This is a genomic window from Hydrogenophaga sp. SNF1 (assembly GCF_034421675.1).
GTDB classification, from domain to species: domain Bacteria; phylum Pseudomonadota; class Gammaproteobacteria; order Burkholderiales; family Burkholderiaceae_C; genus Hydrogenophaga; species Hydrogenophaga borbori.
Genome location: NZ_CP139793.1, coordinates 3,994,842 through 4,010,968 on the forward strand (window position 1 = coordinate 3,994,842; position 16,127 = coordinate 4,010,968).

Genomic DNA, 16,127 nt, shown 5'->3' on the forward strand with positions numbered 1-16,127 from the left:
CGCCCACTAGGCCAGGCGGCGGTGCATGTGCACCTTGGCGTGCAGGCGCCCGTCCACCACGATGGCACGCGGCTCGGTGCCGAACGCGACGAAGCCGGCCTCCTGGTACAGCCGGATGGCGGATGCGTTGCCTTCGGTGACGGTGAGCACCAGGTCCGTCCGCCCGATGGACGCCGCATGGGCCATGAGCGCCCGCAGCAGCCCGCGCCCCCAGCCGCGCCCGGCCGCTTCCCTGGCCACGTACATGGCCACCACCGTGCCCTGGTGCCGTTGCTTGGCGCGCGACGGGCAGTCGAGACCGACCATGCCCACCAGCGCGCCGCCGTCGTCGAACGCGCCCCAGAAAGGCACCTCACCCGACCCCAGGCGCTGCCGCGATTCCTCGAGTGGCCGCGCGCTCGCCTCTTCCCAATCGGAGGTGAAGGCCTGGGGGTGCTCACGCAGCGCGCGCAAGCGCAGTTCGCGGTAGGCGGGCGCGTCGTCGGACGTCAGGCGGCGAATGGGCATCTGTGAAAAAAGGGAGGGCAGCGAAGCATTGCCTGGGCGAGCCAAGCCCTCAGACCAGGCCGACCGCCACCCCGATGAACAGCGTGAACCCCAGCCAGTGGTTGGCGCGGAAGGCCGCGAAACAGCCTTCGCGCGTGCGTGCACGGATCAGCGTGAAGTGCCAGGCCACCTGGGCCAACGCCACGGCCAGCGCGGCCAGCCACACCGGTGAGCGCAGCTGCGGCCACAGGGCCAGGGTCCAGATCGCCAGGTGCAGCAGGTAGAAGGCCGTCACCGCCGCCACGTCGGCGCGGCCGAGGGTGATGGCGGAGGTCTTCATGCCGATGCGAAGGTCGTCGTCGCGGTCGACCATGGCGTACTCGGTGTCGTAGGCCAGCACCCAGAACAGGTTGCCCAGCAGCAGCACCCAGGCCAGCGTGGGCACGGCCCCCTGCACCGCCGCGAAGGCCATGGGAATGCCGAAGCTGAAGGCCACGCCCAGCACCGCCTGCGGCATGGACACCAGCCGCTTGGCGAAGGGGTAGGCCAGGGTGATCGCCAGCGCCGCGAAGGACAGCGCGATGGTGAGCGCATTGGTGGTGAGCACCAGGCCGAAGGCAAGCAAGGCCAACACCGCGCCCACGGCCAGCGCCTCTTTCACCGACACCTGGCCCGAGGTGACGGGCCGCTGGGCGGTGCGCTTGACGTGGCGGTCGAAGTCGCGGTCGGCCACGTCGTTGACGCAGCAGCCGGCGCTGCGCATCAGCACGGTGCCCAGCGTGAACACCAGCAGCAGGTGCCAGCCGGGAAAGCCGCCCGCCGCCACCCACAGCGCCGACAGCGTGGGCCACAGCAACAGCAGCCAGCCGGCGGGGCGGTTCCAGCGGATCAGGTCGAGCCAGAGCGACAGGCGCGAGGGCGCCCGCGGAGCGGGGGCGGTGGTCGTCACGACAGTCTCTTCACGCCCGGCAGCTCGCAGGCGTAGATGGCGTTGCGCAGTTCGGCGATGGCCTCGTAGCGCGTGAAGCTGCGCCGCCAGGCCAGCACCACGCGGCGCGTGGGCGCCTCGCCCTGGAACGGCAGGTAGCGCACGTAGGGCGAATCGCCCAGGTCGTCGCGGGCCGCCTGGGGGCCGCCCAGGGCCGAGCGCGGCACCGACAGGCGCGGCACCAGGGTCACGCCCATGCCGGCGGCCACCATGTGCTTGATGGTCTCCAGCGAGGAGCCTTCGAAGCTCTTGCGGATGCCCTCGGTGTCGTTGGAGAAGCGCGCGAACTCGGGGCAGACCTCCAGCACGTGGTCGCGAAAGCAGTGGCCCGTGCCCAGCAGCAGCATGGTCTCGCGCTTGAGCTCGTCGGCCGTGATGTGGCCCTGCGCGGCCAGCGGGTGCGTGTGCGGCACGGCGGCCATGAACGGCTCGTCGTACAGCGGCGCGATGGCCAGGTTGGTGTCGGGAAACGGCTCGGCCAGGATGGCGCAGTCGATCTCGCCCAGGCGCAGCTGCTCCAGCAGCTTGGTGGTGAAGTTTTCCTGCAGCACCAGCGGCATCTGCGGCGTGCGCTCGATCACCTGGCGCACCAGCTCGGGCAGCAGGTAGGGGCCGATGGTGTAGATGACGCCGAGCTTGAGCGGGCCGGCCAGCGGGTCCTTGCCGCGCTTGGCGATCTCCTTGATGGCCGCGGCCTGCTCCAGCACGGTCTGGGCCTGGCGCACGATGTCCTCGCCCAGGGGCGTGACCGCGATCTCGCTGGCGTTGCGCTCGAAGATCTTGAGCTCGAGTTCCTCCTCGAGCTTCTTGATCGCCACCGACAGCGTGGGCTGCGAGACGAAGCAGGCCTCGGCCGCCTTGCCGAAGTGCTTCTCGCGGGCCACGGCCACGATGTACTTGAGTTCGGTGAGCGTCATGGAGGTGTATTTTGCCCCTCTGCGCCGCTGCGCGTCTTCCCCTCAGGCCTTCAGGTACTCGGCCTTGCTGCCGAGCCAGCGCGCCAGGTGCTGCTCGGCCTCGCGCGGGTGTTGGTCCAGCATGGTCCGAGCGGCCTCGCGCGCCCAGTCCAGCAGGTGGGTGTCGGTGGCCAGGTCGGCGAAGCGCAGCAGCGGCGCCCCGGACTGGCGCGCGCCCAGGAACTCGCCCGGGCCACGGATGTCCAGGTCGCGGCGCGCGATCTCGAAGCCGTCGTTGGTCTCGACCATGGCCTTCAGGCGCTCGCGCGCGGTCTCGCCCAGGCGCCCGCCTTCGGGCGGCGAGTACATCAGCACACAGGCCGAGGCCGCCGCGCCGCGTCCCACGCGCCCGCGCAGCTGGTGCAGCTGCGACAGTCCGAAGCGCTCGGCGTGCTCGATCACCATGAGCGAGGCATTGGGCACATCCACCCCCACCTCGATGACCGTGGTGGACACCAGCACGCCCATCTGACCCTGCTCGAACAGCGACATGACCGCCTTCTTTTCGGCCGGCGACATGCGCGAATGCAGCAGGCCCACCAGCACGCCCGGCAGGGCCTGCGACAGCTCGGCGTGCGTGGCGGTGGCGTTGCTCAGGTCCAGGGCCTCGCTCTCCTCGATCAGCGGGCACACCCAGTAGACCTGCCGGCCTTCGTCGATCTGGCCGCGGATGCGCGCCACCACCTCGGCGCGACGCGCATCGCTCACCACCTTGGTCACGATGGGCGTGCGCCCGGGCGGCAGCTCGTCGATGGTGGAGACGTCCAGGTCGGCGTAGTAGCTCATGGCCAGGGTGCGCGGAATGGGCGTGGCGGTCATCATCAGAAGGTGCGGCTCCAGCGCGCCACCGGTCTTGCCGCGCAGCGCCAGGCGCTGCGCCACGCCGAAGCGGTGCTGCTCGTCGATGAGGGCCAGCGCCAGGCGCTGGAACACCACCTGGTCCTGGATCACCGCGTGCGTGCCCACCACCAGGGCGGCCTCGCCGCTGGCGATGAGCGCCAGCATCTCCGCGCGCTGCTTTTTCTTCTGGCTGCCGGTGAGCCAGGCCACGCGTTTGCCCAGCGGTTCGAGCAGCGGCTCGAGCCAGCCGATGAGCTTGCGAAAGTGCTGCTCGGCCAGGATCTCGGTCGGCGCCATCAGCGCGCACTGCCAGCCCGCGTCGATGGCGATGGCCGCCGCCAGCGCGGCCACCACCGTCTTGCCCGAGCCCACGTCGCCCTGCAGCAGGCGGTGCATGGGCACCTGGCGCCCCAGGTCGAGCGCGATCTCCTCGCCCACGCGGCGCTGGGCGGCCGTGAGCGCGAAGGGCAGCGCCGCCAGCAGCTGCTCGTGCAGGCCTTCGCGGCGCAGCGGCAGCGCGGGCGCGCGCAGGGCGTCGCGCTCGCGCTTGGCCAGGGCCTGGGACAGCTGCTGGGCCAGCAGCTCCTCGGCCTTGAGGCGCTGCCAGGCGGGGTGGCTGCCATCCTCCAGCGCGGCCAGCGCCACGTCGGGCGCGGGGTGGTGCAGCTGCTGCAGCGACTCGCGCAGCGTGGGGCTCACGCGCGCCGTGCGCTGCAGCGAGGCCAGCAGATCGGGCGGCAGGGTCTCGCGCAAGTCCACGCGGGCCAGCGCGCCCACCACGGCCTTGCGCAGGTAAGCCTGGGGCAACTGCGCGCTGGTGGGGTAGATGGGCGTGAGCGCGTTCGGCAGCTCACCGCCCGCCAGCTTGAACGCCGGGTGCAGCATGGTGTAGCCCGCGAAGCCGCCCTTGAGTTCGCCGCGCGCGCGGATGCGCGCGCCCACCGCCAGCGTTTTCTGGTGCGAGGGGTAGAAGCTGAAAAAACGCAGCGTGCAGGTGTCGCTGCCGTCGTCCAGCGTCACCAGCAGCTGGCGCCGGCCACGGTACTGCACCTCGCTGTGCGTGACCGTGCCCTCGATTTGCACCACCGAGCCCTCGCGCGCCTCGCGCAGGGCCACCACCCGGGTCTCGTCCTCATAGCGCAGGGGCAGGTGCAGCGCGAGGTCGATGTCGCGCTTGAGGCCCAGCTTGTGCATGGCCTTCTGCGGCGCGGACAGGGCCTTGGGCGGGGTTGGGGCGGCGGTGGCGGTGGGTTCGGCCATGGGACAATTCTGCCTTCGCCCCTCCCCCTTCCTTGGAACGGGTCCGTCCGGCCCTCAAGCGACATGAGCTCTCCCGCCGACCACCGCCGCTTCACCCTGAGCGACTTCGACTTCGCTCTGCCCCCCGAACTCATCGCCCAACACCCGGCGCCCGAGCGCAGCGCCTCGCGCCTGCTCGATGGCCGCGCCGACGCGCCCGTGGACCGCGTATTCCACGAGCTGCCCGGCCTGCTGGACCCCGGCGACCTGCTGGTCTTCAACGACACCCAGGTCATCAAGGCCCGCCTGTTCGGTCGCAAGGCCACGGGCGGCGCCGTGGAGCTGCTGGTGGAGCGCGTGCTGCAAAACCACGAGGTGGTGGCGCACATGAAGGTGAGCAAAAAGCCCTCGGTGGGCGCGGTGCTGGAGATGGACGGCGGCTTCAGCGCCGAACTGCTCGGCCGTTGGCCCGACGAGAAGGGCGCCCTGTTCCGCTGGCGCTTCAGCGGCGAGCCGCACGCCCTGATGGCCGCGCATGGCCACGTGCCGCTGCCGCCCTACATCGAGCACGGCGACACCACCGAGGACGAGCGCCGCTACCAGACCGTGTTCGCCAAACACCCGGGTGCCGTGGCCGCCCCCACCGCCGCGCTGCACTTCGACGAGGCCCTGCTGACCGCGCTGCGCGCGCGCGGCGTGCAGACGGCCGAGGTCACGCTGCACGTGGGCGCCGGCACCTTCCAGCCGGTGAAGACCGAGAACATCGCCGAGCACACCATGCACGCCGAGTGGTACCGCGTACCCGATGCCACGATCGCCGCCATCGAGGCCTGCCGCGCGCGCGGCGGGCGCGTGGTGGCGGTGGGCACCACCACCGTGCGCACGCTGGAGAGCTGGGCCGCCTTCGGCCGCACCGAGGGCGACACGCAGATCTTCATCACGCCGGGCTTTCGCTTCCAGGTGGTGGACCGGCTGATCACCAACTTTCACCTGCCGAAGAGCACGCTGATGATGCTGGTGAGCGCCTTCGCGGGCTACGAGCGCGTAATGGCGCTGTACCGCCATGCCATCGAACAGCGCTACCGCTTCTTCAGCTACGGCGACGCGATGCTGCTGCGCCGGCGCTGAACGCGCGGCGGCTCACGGCGTTTGCAGCCGGCTGATGTACTCGATCAGCGTCAGGATGCGCGCGCGCACCACCTCGGCCGGCTCGTAGAGGCCGCGCGCCTCGCGCAGGCGCTGCCCCTCCTCGATGCGGTACTCCCGTCCCCAGACGGGCATGTCGCGCACCCCGTGGCTGGGTATGGCGGCGGTGCCCTCGATCACCGCATACATGCGGTTGACCGGCAGCACGCCGCCGTTTTTCTTCGCCAGTTGCGACAGATCCGGCGGACTCTTCTGCAACAGGCCGCCGAGCGGACCGTTGCCCTTGCCGTCCACGCCATGGCACGCGGCGCAGTTGTCGGTGAACTCCAGTTTGCCCAGGTCAACGGTGGCCTGGGGCGCCTGCGCCTGCGCGGCCAGGGCGCCCAGCAGGCTGGCCGCCACGGCCGCGTACTTGATCGACTTTTTCATGGGATGCCTCCAGTGGGGTTGAAGCGAAGGCCACACCACCACGCCGCAGTGGTGAACCCTCGAATTCATCCTAGGAGGCGCCGGTGCCACCCATGTTGACGCGGCGCAAGTTGCGGGCGCCGCCCCGCCCGCCTCAGCCCAGGTCCAGGTAGACCCGACCGCCCTCCACCTTCACCGGCCAGGTCTTCACGGCCTCGGTGGCCGGCGCGCAGGTGGGCGCGCCGCTGCGCACGTCGAAGCGGCCCTGGTGGAAGGGGCACTCGATCTCGTGGCCCTCCAGGAAGCCGTCACAGAGCTTGGCGTGGCCGTGCGTGCAGAGGTTGTCGGTGGCGAACACCTCGCCGTCGATCGCGAACAAGGCAATGTCGTGGCCCTCGGGCGCGACGGGAATGCCGGCGCCCTCGAACAGGTCGGCCTCGGCGGCCACGTCGGTCCATCGGGGGGTGGTCATGTCGTGCTCCTGCGTCGCGGGGTCAATCGGGCGTCAGGCCGGCCCGCTGGATCACGGGGCGCCAGCGCGCCTGTTCCTCGCGCATGAAGCGGCCCAGTTCTTCCGGGGTGCTGGCGATCACGTCGAAGTACTGGGCCCTGAGCTTCTCGGCGACCTCGGGCTCGCGCAGCGTGGCCACCAGGGCCTGGTTCAAACGCTGCACGATGGCCGGCGGCGTGCCGGCCGGCGCCATGTAGGCGAACCAGGGCGCGGCCTGGATGTCGGGCACGCCCGACTCCTTGAGCGTGGGCACCTCGGGCAACAGCGGCGAGCGCTCGGCCGACGTAATGGCCAGCACCTTGAGCTTGCCGGCCTTGGCCTGCGGCATCACGGTGGCGCCGGGCAGGCAGGCGAAGTGCACGTCGCCCTGCAGCATGGCCGTGACCGCCTGCGAGGACGAGGCGTAGGGGATGTGCACCGCGAAGGACTTGGTCTTGATCTTGAGCAGCTCCACGCCCAGGTGCGAGATGGAACCGTTGCCGGTGGAGGCGAAGTTGTACTGGCCCGGGCGCGCGCGCAGCGCGTCCAGCCAGCCCTTGACCGAATCCACGCCCATGCTGTTGGCCGCGGCGCAGACGTTGGGCGAGGTCACGGCCAGCGTCACCGGGGCCAACTCGCGGAACGGGTCGTAGCGCAGGTTCTTGTAGAGGATGGTGTTGTAGACCAGGGGCGCGTTGACCGAGAGCAGGAAGGTCTGTCCGTCGGGCGTGGCCTTGGCCACGTACTCGGTGCCCGAGTTGCCGCCGGCGCCGGGGCGGTTCTCCACGATGAAGGCCTGGCCCAGGCGGGCCGTCAGGCGCTCGTTGACGAGGCGCGCCAGGATGTCGGGCGAGGAGCCTGGGCCATAGGGCACCACCACGCGCACCGGGCGCTGCGGCCAATCGGTGGCCGGGGCCGCCTGGGCCAGGGCCTGCCCGGCGGTGGTGGCCAGCGTGAGGCCGGCAAGCAGCGCGGCGCAGCGGTTCTGGATTCGGTTCATGTCGGGTCTCCGGTTTCGACGTCGCTCATCTGGGTGAAGTCGGTCTGTTCTCGCGCGATGAAGCCGGCGATCAGCGCGCGGTAGCAGGCCTCCACCACCTCGGGGTAGGCGCCATGGCGCTCGGCCAGGGCCAGCACCTTGTCGATGACCTGCTGCTGGCGCGCCGGCGCCGACACCTGGAAGGCGTCGCGCTTGAAGCGGGCCGCGTCCTTCACGTAGCGCCCGCGCTCGGCCAGCAGGGCCACGATCTTCTGGTCCAGCGCGTCGATGTTCTCGCGCACCTCGGCCAGGTTGCGGCACAGGGGCACGTAGGCCGGGTCGTTGAAACGCCGCAGCGGGCCGCCGTGGGGATCGGGCTCCTTGTTGTTCTGTGTCATATCGGGTAGATGATGGCGTTGGGGATCATTTCGCTGTCGTACACGCACAGCCGCTGCGCGAACTTCAGGCCTTGCGGGGTGCGCACCACCACGTCGAGGTAGCGCCCGACGTTGAACACGGTGCTCGGGCCATCCAGCTTGGTGCGGAACACCGCGTAATTGGCCTCGCAGTGCAGCGCGCCGCGCTCGTCCCTCCGTCGCACCAGCGGCGCGCCCACGACGTGGCGCTGGTAGTAAGGGTCGTGGAACAGGGTTTCCTTGATGCCGTACACGCGGTCGCGCAGCATGGCCTGGCTCTCGAAGGACAGCGTGGCCAGCGGGAAGCCGCGCTCGTGGTTTTCGCGCGGCTGCAGCTTGTAGACGCAGTCCTCGGTGAAGAAGCCGGGCCAGAGGTCCCACTGGCCGCTGTCCACGGCCGAGGCGTAATCGGCGTACAGGGCCTGAAGCTCGTGGTAGAGCGACAGGTCCAGGGCGGCGGTGTCGCGGTTCATAGCGGGGCCTCCATCACCTGGCGCCAGTAGGCGTACATGCCGCGGATCAGGGTCTCGGTGACCATGTGGTCGGTCTCGCCCACCTCGCGGCCGCCGAGTTCGGCCAGCGCCCGGTGGCCGGGTTTGCTCTCGAAGCCCTGCTGCGAGAACTCGATCACCTCGCCGTCGTCGGCGCTGACGAAACCGCCCGGGCCGAACAGGTTGGCCTGGCGCAGGCGGCGCTGGGTCATCTCGGGTGTGTCGTCCTCGAAGCCGAAGTGCGTCCAGACGAAATCGAAGGCGCCGTGGCCATCGGGCTGGATGTGGCGCGTGGACACGCTGTTGACCTGCTGCTGGAAGATCACGCTGGGGAACAGCGTGGTCATCACCGCCGTGGGGCCGCCCCACCAGGGCTCGGGCACGATGTCGAGGAAGCGCGGGTCCTCCAGCTGCATGCTGGACTTGAAGCTGGAGACCTGCGTGACCTGCGAGGCGCTGCCCGTGGCCTGCCCCGCACTGCCTCGCGTGGAGATCATGGCCGCGTGTCGGTGGTGCGCGTCCATGCGCAGCTCCGACTTGTTGTCGGCGCGCCAGAGGCCGAAGGTGACGAACCAGGTGTGCAGCAGGCCCGGGTGGTACGGGTCCTTGATGTTCTCCTGCATCAGCTTCCAGTTGCCGGGGATGCGCTGGCGGTTGTAGCCCAGGATGTTGAGCTTTCGGCCGTTGAACAGGCGGTCGAAGTAGCCCAGGATGGTCGGGCCCATGTAGTCCTCCAGCGACTCCACCTCGGGGTCGAAGGAGGCGAACACCACGCCGCCGCGCACGGCCACCTTCAGCTGCGTGAGGTGGTGCTGCTTGGGGTCGAAGTCGGCCGGCATGCCGCCCTTGACCTGGCCGTCCTGGCGCACGCCGCGGCGCAGGGGCACGCCCTGCAGATCACCATTGAGCGCGTAGCTCCACTGGTGGTAGGGGCAGACGAACTCCTTCTTGTTGCCGTGGCGCTCGCGGCAGAAGCGCATGCCGCGGTGGGCGCAGACGTTCTCCACCACGTGGATGGCGCCGCCCTCGGCCCGCACCATGATGACCGAGCGCTCGCCCACCACCGAACGGCGGTAGTCGCCCGGGTTGGGGATCTCGGCCTCCAGGCCCACGTAGCACCAGTGGCCACGGTAGAAGAAGCGTTCGAGCTCGCGCCGGTGGCGCTGCTCATCGGTGTAGACGGCGAAGGGGATGCGGCTGGTGTCGCCGGCCTCCCAGCGCAAAGCGTCCGGCGCGCCGCCGGTGTCGGGCGTGGGGTTCATGGTCTTGTCTCCAAGGGTCGGTGCGCGTGGGGCACGCCGCGATGGTGGCGCGCCGCGCATCATCCGGCAACGGAATCCAGGTGATACAAGATATTCACAAATAGAATACCGACCCCCATGGAGCTGTCCGAGATCGACCTGAACCTGCTGGTGGTGCTGCACCAGCTGCTGCGCGAGCGCAATGTCTCGCGCGTGGCGGCCAGCCTGGGGCAAAGCCAGCCGGCGGTGAGCAACGCGCTGCGCCGCCTGCGCGAATGCCTGGGCGACGAGCTGTTCCTGCGCAAGCCGCACGGCATGGAGCCCACGCCCTACGCGCAGCAGCTCGCCGAGCCCGTGGCCCAGGCCCTGGGCACGCTGCGCGAGGCGCTCAACGTGCGCGCCTCCTTCGACCCCGCACACGGCCAGCGCTGCTTCACCCTGGCGCTCAGCGACGTGGGCGAGATCTACTTCCTGCCGGTGCTGATGGACGCGCTGGCCGCCGAGGCGCCGGGCGTCACCCTGCGCTGCGTGCCCGTGGCGCACGAGGCGCTGCGCGAGGAAATGGCCAGCGGCCAGGTCGACCTGGCGCTGGGCTCGCTGCCGCAGCTGCAGTCGGGCTTCTTCCAGCAGGCGCTGTTCCGCCAACCCTACGTGGCGCTGATGCGCGCCGGCCACCCCCTGGCCGGCACCCGCAAGGCCCTGGGCGCGGCCCAGTACCGGCAGGCCGCGCACGTGCGCGTGGTGGCCGCCGGCACCAGCCACGGCCAGGTCGACACCGCGCTCGAGCGCCTGGGCGTGGCGCGCCAGGTGCACCTGACGGTGCCGCACTACGTGGCCCTGGGCCATGTGCTGGCGGAGACCGACCTCATCGCCACGGTGCCCGAGCGCTTCGCCCGGCGCGCCCTCGGCCCCTTCGATCTGGTCATGCGCCCGCTGCTGCTGCGCCTGCCCACCAACACCATCCACCAGCTCTGGCACGCCCACCTGCACCGCGACCCCGGCCACCTGTGGCTGCGCGGCCTGGTGGCGCGGCTGTTCGGCGACCTGCCGGCCTGAGACCGCACCGCCCCCCGCGCCCATCCATCGAGACACGAGACACCCCATGCTGACCTTCGAGGTACTCAAGACCGACCCCAGCAGCCACGCGCGCCGCGCCACGCTCACGCTCAACCACGGCGTGGTGCAGACGCCCATCTTCATGCCCGTGGGCACCTACGGCACGGTCAAGGGCGTGACGCCCGCCAGCCTGGAGGCCATGGGCGCGCAGATCATCCTGGGCAATACCTTCCACCTGTGGATGCGCCCCGGACAGGAGGTGATGAAAAGCTTCGGCGGCCTGCACGCCTTCGAGCGCTGGAACAAGCCCATCCTCACCGACTCGGGCGGCTTCCAGGTCTGGAGCCTGGGCGAGATGCGCAAGATCACCGAGCAGGGCGTGCACTTCGCCAGCCCCGTCAACGGCGACAAGCTCTTCATGTCGCCCGAGGTGAGCATGCAGATCCAGACCGGGCTCAACAGCGACATCGTCATGCAGCTCGACGAGTGCACACCGTACGAGACCAAGGGCCACATCACCACCGAGGCCGAGGCGCGCCAGAGCATGGAGATGAGCCGGCGCTGGGCGCAGCGCTCCAAGGCCGAGTTTCAGCGCCTGGAAAACCCCAACGCGCTGTTCGGCATCGTGCAGGGCGGCATGTTCGAGCACCTGCGCCAGGAGTCGCTGGACGCGCTGGTGGCGATGGACTTCCCCGGCTACGCCATCGGCGGCGTGAGCGTGGGCGAGCCCAAGGAGGAGATGCGCCGCATCATGGCCCACACCCCGCACCGCCTGCCCGCGCACAAGCCGCGCTACCTGATGGGCGTGGGCACGCCAGAGGACCTGGTGGAAGGCGTGGCCTGCGGCGTGGACATGTTCGACTGCGTCATGCCCACGCGCAACGCGCGCAACGGCACGCTGTTCACGCGCTTCGGCGACCTGAAGATCCGCAACGCGCGGCACAAGGCCGACCACCGCCCGCTGGACGAGACCTGCACCTGCTACGCCTGCGCCGGCAACAGCGGCGTGAGCTGGGCCGAGGGCGGGCGCGAGGGCTTCAGCCGCGCCTACCAGCACCACCTGGACCGCTGCGGCGAGATGCTGGGCCCCATGCTGGCCAGCATCCACAACCTGCACTACTACCTGAACCTCATGAAGGAGGTGCGCGCGGCGCTGGAGGCGGGCACGTTCGGCGAATTCCGGCAGCGCTTCCACGCGGAGCGGGCGCGCGGGGTCTGAACTTTCGCGGCAGCGCAGCAAATGGCACGCGATTAAGCTGCGCGCCATGAGCCCGCCCGCCACCCCCCGCCACGTCCTGCCCGTCCTGGTGCTCGCCCAGTTCGCGGGCACCTCGCTCTGGTTCGCGGTGAATGCGGTCATGCCCGACCTGCAGCGCGAGCTCGGTTGGGCCACCAGCGCGGTGGGCACGCTCACCTCGGCGCTGCAGTTCGGCTTCATCGCGGGCACGCTGGTGTTCGCGTTGCTGGCCATCGCGGACCGCTTCGCGCCGCGGCGGGTGTTCCTGGTGTGCGCGCTGGCGGGTGCCGCTTGCACCGTGGGCGCGTGGTGGACGGTGCGCGACTACACCTCGCTGCTGCTGTGGCGCTTCGCGACCGGCTTCTTCCTGGCGGGCATCTACCCGGTGGGCATGAAGATCGCCGCCCAGTGGTACAGCAAGGGCCTGGGCGCGGCCCTGGGCCTGCTGATCGCGGCGCTGGTGGTGGGCTCGGCCAGCGCGCATGCCCTGCGCGCCCTCGGCGACGCCCTGCCCTGGCCCACGCTGATGCTGGGCGTGGCCGCGCTGGCGGCCGCGGGCGGCGTGCTGCTGTACGCGGCGCTGGGCGATCCGCCCGGCGCGGTGGCGCGCGTGAGCCAGCTGCAGTGGCGCGCCCTGGGCACCGTGTGGACGGATCCGCGCGTGCGCAGTTCGGTGCTGGGCTACTTCGGCCACATGTGGGAGCTCTACACCATGTGGGTCATGGTGCCGCTGATCCTGGCCACGCGGCTGTCGGGCACCGGTCTGTCCTGGGCCGCGTTTCTCGTGCTTGGCGCGGGCGCGCTGGGCTGCGCGGGCGGCGGCTGGGTGGCGCAGCGCTGGGGCAGCGCGCGCGTGGCGGGCGCGCAGCTGGCCATGAGCGGCGCCTGCTGCCTGGCCACGCCGCTGATGCTGGGTGCGCCCGACCTGGCCTTCTACGCCTGGCTGGTGCTCTGGGGCATCACGGTGTCGGGCGACTCGCCGCAGTTCAGCACGCTCACCGCGCGCAACGCGCCGCCGCAAGCCGTGGGCAGCGTGCTCACGCTCACCAACAGCATCGGCTTCGGCATCAGCATCGCGAGCATCCTGCTGTTCGTGTGGCTGGCCGACTCGGTGCCGCTTGGCGCACTGCTGCCCTGGCTGGCCATTGGCCCCGCGCTGGGGCTGTGGGCGCTGCGCCCGCTGCTGGCCGAAGAGCGCGCGCCGCGCTGATCAGTCCTTGGCCTCCAGGAATTCCTGCGGGTCGGGCAAGGGCGTGGTGTTGACCTGCATTTCCTCGGGCTTGAGCTGTTCGGTGAAACCTTCTATCGAACCCATGCTCTGGCGATCGCGCCGCGCCACGGGGTCGGACAGCAGGTAAGCCACCGACAACTGCCCCAGCGCGCGCAGCGAGTCGACGTGCGTGCGTTCCTGCGCATGCGAGGCGTCGGCGCCGAAGCCGATGAGCGCGGTGCGGATGTCGTTGCCGGCCTCGACGGCGGCGGCCGAGTCGCTGCGGTAGAACTTGAAGACGTCGCGCCGGTGCTCGATGCCATGCGCCTGCGCCAGCTTGATGAGCTTGTGCGAGAGGTGGTAGTCGAAAGGCCCCGACAGGTCCTGCAGACAGATGGTGACGGCGCGCTCGTCGGTGGCCTGGCCCGGCGCGGCGATGGCGATGTCCAGGCTCACCATCTCGGCGATGTCGCCGTGCAGCGCGGCCGAGGCGCCCGACCCCACCTCCTCGGTGATGGTGAACAGCGGGTGCACGTCCACCGGCAGGGGCGCGCCGCTGTCCTGGATCGCCTTGCAGGCGGTCAGCAGCACCGCCACGGCGGCCTTGTCGTCGAGGTAGCGGGCGTTGATGTAGCCGCCGGGCTGCACCTCGGGCTGCGGGTCGAAGGCGATCCAGTCGCCCACGTGCACGCCGGCGCCGGCGAGATCGGCCCGGCTGTGCAGCGGCAGGTCCAGCCGCACCTCGACGTTGTCCCAGGTGTTGGGCTGGGCGTTGATGGCATCGCCGAAGGCATGGCCCGAAGTCATCAGCGGCAGGCAGGTGCCGCGGATCTGCTGGGTGTCGGTGAACAGCGTGAGCCGCCCGCCCTCGGCGAAGCGCGAGGACCAGGTGCCGATGGGCACCACCCCCACGCGGCCGTTGTCCTTCAGCTCGCGCACCATGGCGCCGAGCGTGTCCAGGTGGGCCACGATGGCGCGCGCCGGGTGCCGTTCCTGGCCCCTGAGCGTGGCACGGATGGCGCCGCGGCGCGTGATCACATAGGGAATGCCCAGTCCATCGAGCCGGCCCGCGACGTAACGCACCACGGCGTCGGTCAGGCCCACGGGGCTGGGAATGGCGAGCAGCTGCAGCAGGGTCTCTTCGAGGTAGGCCTCGTCGAGTGGCGGCAGGGGGAGGCGGGCGTTGTCGCTGGTGTTCATGGTGCGGTGGGCGCCGCTGGCGCGGTGCCTGGGAAGAGCAGGTCCACGAAGCGCTGCGCCGTCGGTTGGGGTTCGTGGTTGGCCAGGCCCGGGCGTTCGTTGGCCTCGATGACCACATAGTCGGGGCCCTCCACCGAGGGCACCAGGAAGTCCAGGCCGGTGACCGGGATGTCGAGCACGCGGCTGGCGTGTTCGGCCGCCGTGCGCAGCGCCGGGTGCAGGCGGTCCGTCACGTCGTGGATGGTGCCGCCGGTGTGCAGGTTGGCGGTGCGCCGCACGGGCAGCGACTCGCCGAAGGGCAGCACGTCGCCCAGCGCATGGCCCTGGCCGGCCAGGCAGCGCCGGGTCTCGCCGTCCACGGGGATGCGCGACTCGCCGCCCGTGGCCGCCGCGCGGCGGCGGCTCTGCTTGTCGATGAGCTCGGCGATGGTGGACTGGCCGTCGCCCACCACGGTGGCGGGCTGGCGCACGGCGGCGGCCACCACCTGGTGGTTGATGACCACGATGCGCAGGTCCTGCCCTTCGCAGAACTGCTCCAGCAGCACGCCGCCGCCGAAATGGCTGGCGTGCTCGATCGCCGTCTCCACTTCTTCGATGGACGTGAGGTTGACCGCGATGCCCTTGCCCTGCTCGCTGTCCACCGGCTTGACCACCACCGCGCCGTGCTGGCGCAGGAAGGCCTCGTTGTGCTCGCGGTCGCTGGCCGTGGCCTGGGCCGGCACCGCCAGTCCCGCGCGCGCCAGCAGGCGCGAGGTCACGCGCTTGTCGGCGCAGCGGCTCATGGCCACGGCGCTGGTGAGTTCGCTCAGCGACTCGCGGCAGGTGACGCCGCGCCCGCCGTGGGTGAGGCGGAAGTAGCCGTGCTCGGCGTCGATCACTTCGACGCGGATGCCGCGCCGCTGCGCTTCGTCAACGATGATGCGCGCGTAGGGATTGAGGCCGTCGCGGTCGCTGCCTTCAGTGAAGAGGGACTCGTTGATGGCGTTGCGCCGTTTCACCGCGAACACGGGGATGTTCTGGAAACCCAGCTTGCGATAGAGCGCGATGGCCTGGGTGTTGTCGTGCAGCACCGACAGGTCCATGAAGGCCCGGCCGCGCGCGATGAAGAGCTCGGCCAGGTAGCGCGTGAGCGCTTCCCCGATGCCCGGGTGGCTGGCCTGCGGCGCCACGGCCAGGGCCCAGAGGCTGCTGCCGCCGTTGGTGTCGCCGAAGGCCTCGGTGTGGTCCAGGCCCATGGCCACGCCCAGCACCTCGCCGCTCTGGCGGTCCTCGGCGAGCACGTAGACGGTGGCGCGGTCGCCGCGCTCGCCCCAGACGCGCGCCGGGTCCACCGGCACCATGCGGCGCGCGCGGTAGATGGCGTTGATGGCCGCGACGTCGGCGCGCGAGCGCAGGCGCCGGATGGTGAAGCCCTGGCGACGCGCGCGCTGCGCCGCGTAGGTGTTGAGCGCCAGGCGGAAGGTCTCGGACGGGTCGACGAACAGCTGCTGCGGCGCGTGCGAGACCACCACGTGCGGCTTGTCCAGGTAGAAGGCGATGTCGCGCTCGCCCGGCGTCTCCTGCAGCAGGGCCTGGGCGACGGCGGCCGGGTCGTCGAAGCTGTGGCCGGCGATGAGGCGGCCCCAGCCGCAGTGCACGGTGGCGTCGCGCCGCTCGGCGGCCTGGTGGGGAATGGGCGAGCGCCCCAGGCGCAGGGCGCGCGGGGCGTGGTGGCGGACAGTGCTCATCTCGTGTGTCTCCTCTC

Annotated in this window: 16 protein-coding genes; 4 read left to right on the forward strand and 12 right to left on the reverse strand. The window is 70.8% G+C overall.

The window, feature by feature from the left end:
- Positions 1-6: 6 nt before the first annotated feature.
- The 4 genes from SOM08_RS19145 to recG are packed head-to-tail and all read right to left on the reverse strand — an operon-like array spanning position 7 to position 4,530.
- A complete protein-coding gene (locus SOM08_RS19145; RefSeq protein ID WP_116959766.1) occupies positions 7-507 on the reverse strand; it encodes a GNAT family N-acetyltransferase in 501 nt (166 codons plus the stop codon).
- A 49-nt stretch (positions 508-556) separates the two neighbouring features.
- Entirely contained in the window at positions 557-1,435 is an 879-nt protein-coding gene (gene ubiA, locus SOM08_RS19150) for a 4-hydroxybenzoate octaprenyltransferase (protein WP_322469526.1), read from the reverse strand.
- A complete protein-coding gene (locus SOM08_RS19155) occupies positions 1,432-2,391 on the reverse strand; it encodes a hydrogen peroxide-inducible genes activator (RefSeq protein ID WP_070399504.1) in 960 nt (319 codons plus the stop codon). Before SOM08_RS19155 ends, ubiA begins: the two co-directional genes overlap by 4 nt.
- A gap of 42 nt (positions 2,392-2,433) precedes the next feature.
- Positions 2,434-4,530: an ATP-dependent DNA helicase RecG gene (gene recG, locus SOM08_RS19160; protein WP_322469527.1), complete on the reverse strand. Its 2,097-nt coding sequence runs from the start codon at positions 4,528-4,530 to the stop codon at positions 2,434-2,436.
- 63 nt (positions 4,531-4,593) lie between these two features.
- Between recG and queA the strand changes: the two genes are divergently transcribed.
- Positions 4,594-5,637 (forward strand): tRNA preQ1(34) S-adenosylmethionine ribosyltransferase-isomerase QueA, encoded by a 1,044-nt coding sequence (queA, locus tag SOM08_RS19165; protein ID WP_116959760.1) that lies wholly within the window; start codon positions 4,594-4,596, stop codon positions 5,635-5,637.
- Between the two features lie 12 nt (positions 5,638-5,649).
- Here queA and SOM08_RS19170 read toward each other — a convergent pair whose 3' ends face one another.
- The 6 genes from SOM08_RS19170 to SOM08_RS19195 all read right to left on the reverse strand — a co-directional run bounded on the left by SOM08_RS19170 (position 5,650) and on the right by SOM08_RS19195 (position 9,701).
- On the reverse strand, positions 5,650-6,084 hold the full coding sequence (locus SOM08_RS19170; protein WP_181936510.1) for a c-type cytochrome: 435 nt from the start codon (positions 6,082-6,084) through the stop codon (positions 5,650-5,652).
- A gap of 133 nt (positions 6,085-6,217) precedes the next feature.
- Entirely contained in the window at positions 6,218-6,535 is a 318-nt protein-coding gene (locus tag SOM08_RS19175) for a non-heme iron oxygenase ferredoxin subunit (RefSeq protein WP_116959757.1), read from the reverse strand.
- Positions 6,536-6,557: 22 nt separating this feature from the next.
- Positions 6,558-7,553, reverse strand: coding sequence for a Bug family tripartite tricarboxylate transporter substrate binding protein (locus SOM08_RS19180; RefSeq protein ID WP_116959755.1), 996 nt, complete (start codon positions 7,551-7,553; stop codon positions 6,558-6,560).
- Positions 7,550-7,930 carry a chorismate mutase gene (locus SOM08_RS19185; RefSeq protein WP_116959752.1) on the reverse strand — a complete coding sequence of 127 codons (381 nt, stop codon included), beginning with the start codon at positions 7,928-7,930 and terminating at the stop codon, positions 7,550-7,552. The genes SOM08_RS19180 and SOM08_RS19185 overlap by 4 nt, the downstream gene beginning before the upstream one ends.
- Positions 7,927-8,421, reverse strand: coding sequence for an aromatic-ring-hydroxylating dioxygenase subunit beta (locus SOM08_RS19190; RefSeq protein WP_116959750.1), 495 nt, complete (start codon positions 8,419-8,421; stop codon positions 7,927-7,929). Before SOM08_RS19190 ends, SOM08_RS19185 begins: the two co-directional genes overlap by 4 nt.
- The gene (locus SOM08_RS19195; protein WP_116959748.1) at positions 8,418-9,701 is read right to left on the reverse strand and encodes an aromatic ring-hydroxylating dioxygenase subunit alpha; all 1,284 of its coding nucleotides are present in this window, start codon (positions 9,699-9,701) and stop codon (positions 8,418-8,420) included. The genes SOM08_RS19190 and SOM08_RS19195 overlap by 4 nt, the downstream gene beginning before the upstream one ends.
- Before the next feature lie 117 nt (positions 9,702-9,818).
- Here SOM08_RS19195 and SOM08_RS19200 point away from each other — a divergent pair, with 117 nt between their 5' ends.
- Genes SOM08_RS19200 through SOM08_RS19210 form a run of 3 tightly spaced genes read left to right on the forward strand, consistent with a single transcriptional unit; the run spans position 9,819 to position 13,183 of the window.
- Positions 9,819-10,736, forward strand: coding sequence for a LysR family transcriptional regulator (locus tag SOM08_RS19200; protein WP_116959746.1), 918 nt, complete (start codon positions 9,819-9,821; stop codon positions 10,734-10,736).
- 46 nt (positions 10,737-10,782) lie between these two features.
- Entirely contained in the window at positions 10,783-11,955 is a 1,173-nt protein-coding gene (gene tgt, locus SOM08_RS19205; protein WP_322469528.1) for a tRNA guanosine(34) transglycosylase Tgt, read from the forward strand.
- A 46-nt stretch (positions 11,956-12,001) separates the two neighbouring features.
- A complete protein-coding gene (locus SOM08_RS19210) occupies positions 12,002-13,183 on the forward strand; it encodes an MFS transporter (protein WP_116959741.1) in 1,182 nt (393 codons plus the stop codon).
- Here SOM08_RS19210 and SOM08_RS19215 read toward each other — a convergent pair whose 3' ends face one another.
- Together SOM08_RS19215 and ngg are read right to left on the reverse strand one after the other, a co-directional pair.
- The gene (locus SOM08_RS19215) at positions 13,184-14,383 is read right to left on the reverse strand and encodes an osmoprotectant NAGGN system M42 family peptidase (RefSeq protein ID WP_116959739.1); all 1,200 of its coding nucleotides are present in this window, start codon (positions 14,381-14,383) and stop codon (positions 13,184-13,186) included.
- Positions 14,380-16,110 carry an N-acetylglutaminylglutamine synthetase gene (gene ngg / locus SOM08_RS19220; RefSeq protein WP_116959736.1) on the reverse strand — a complete coding sequence of 577 codons (1,731 nt, stop codon included), beginning with the start codon at positions 16,108-16,110 and terminating at the stop codon, positions 14,380-14,382. The genes SOM08_RS19215 and ngg overlap by 4 nt, the downstream gene beginning before the upstream one ends.
- Between the last annotated feature and the right edge of the window lie 17 nt (positions 16,111-16,127).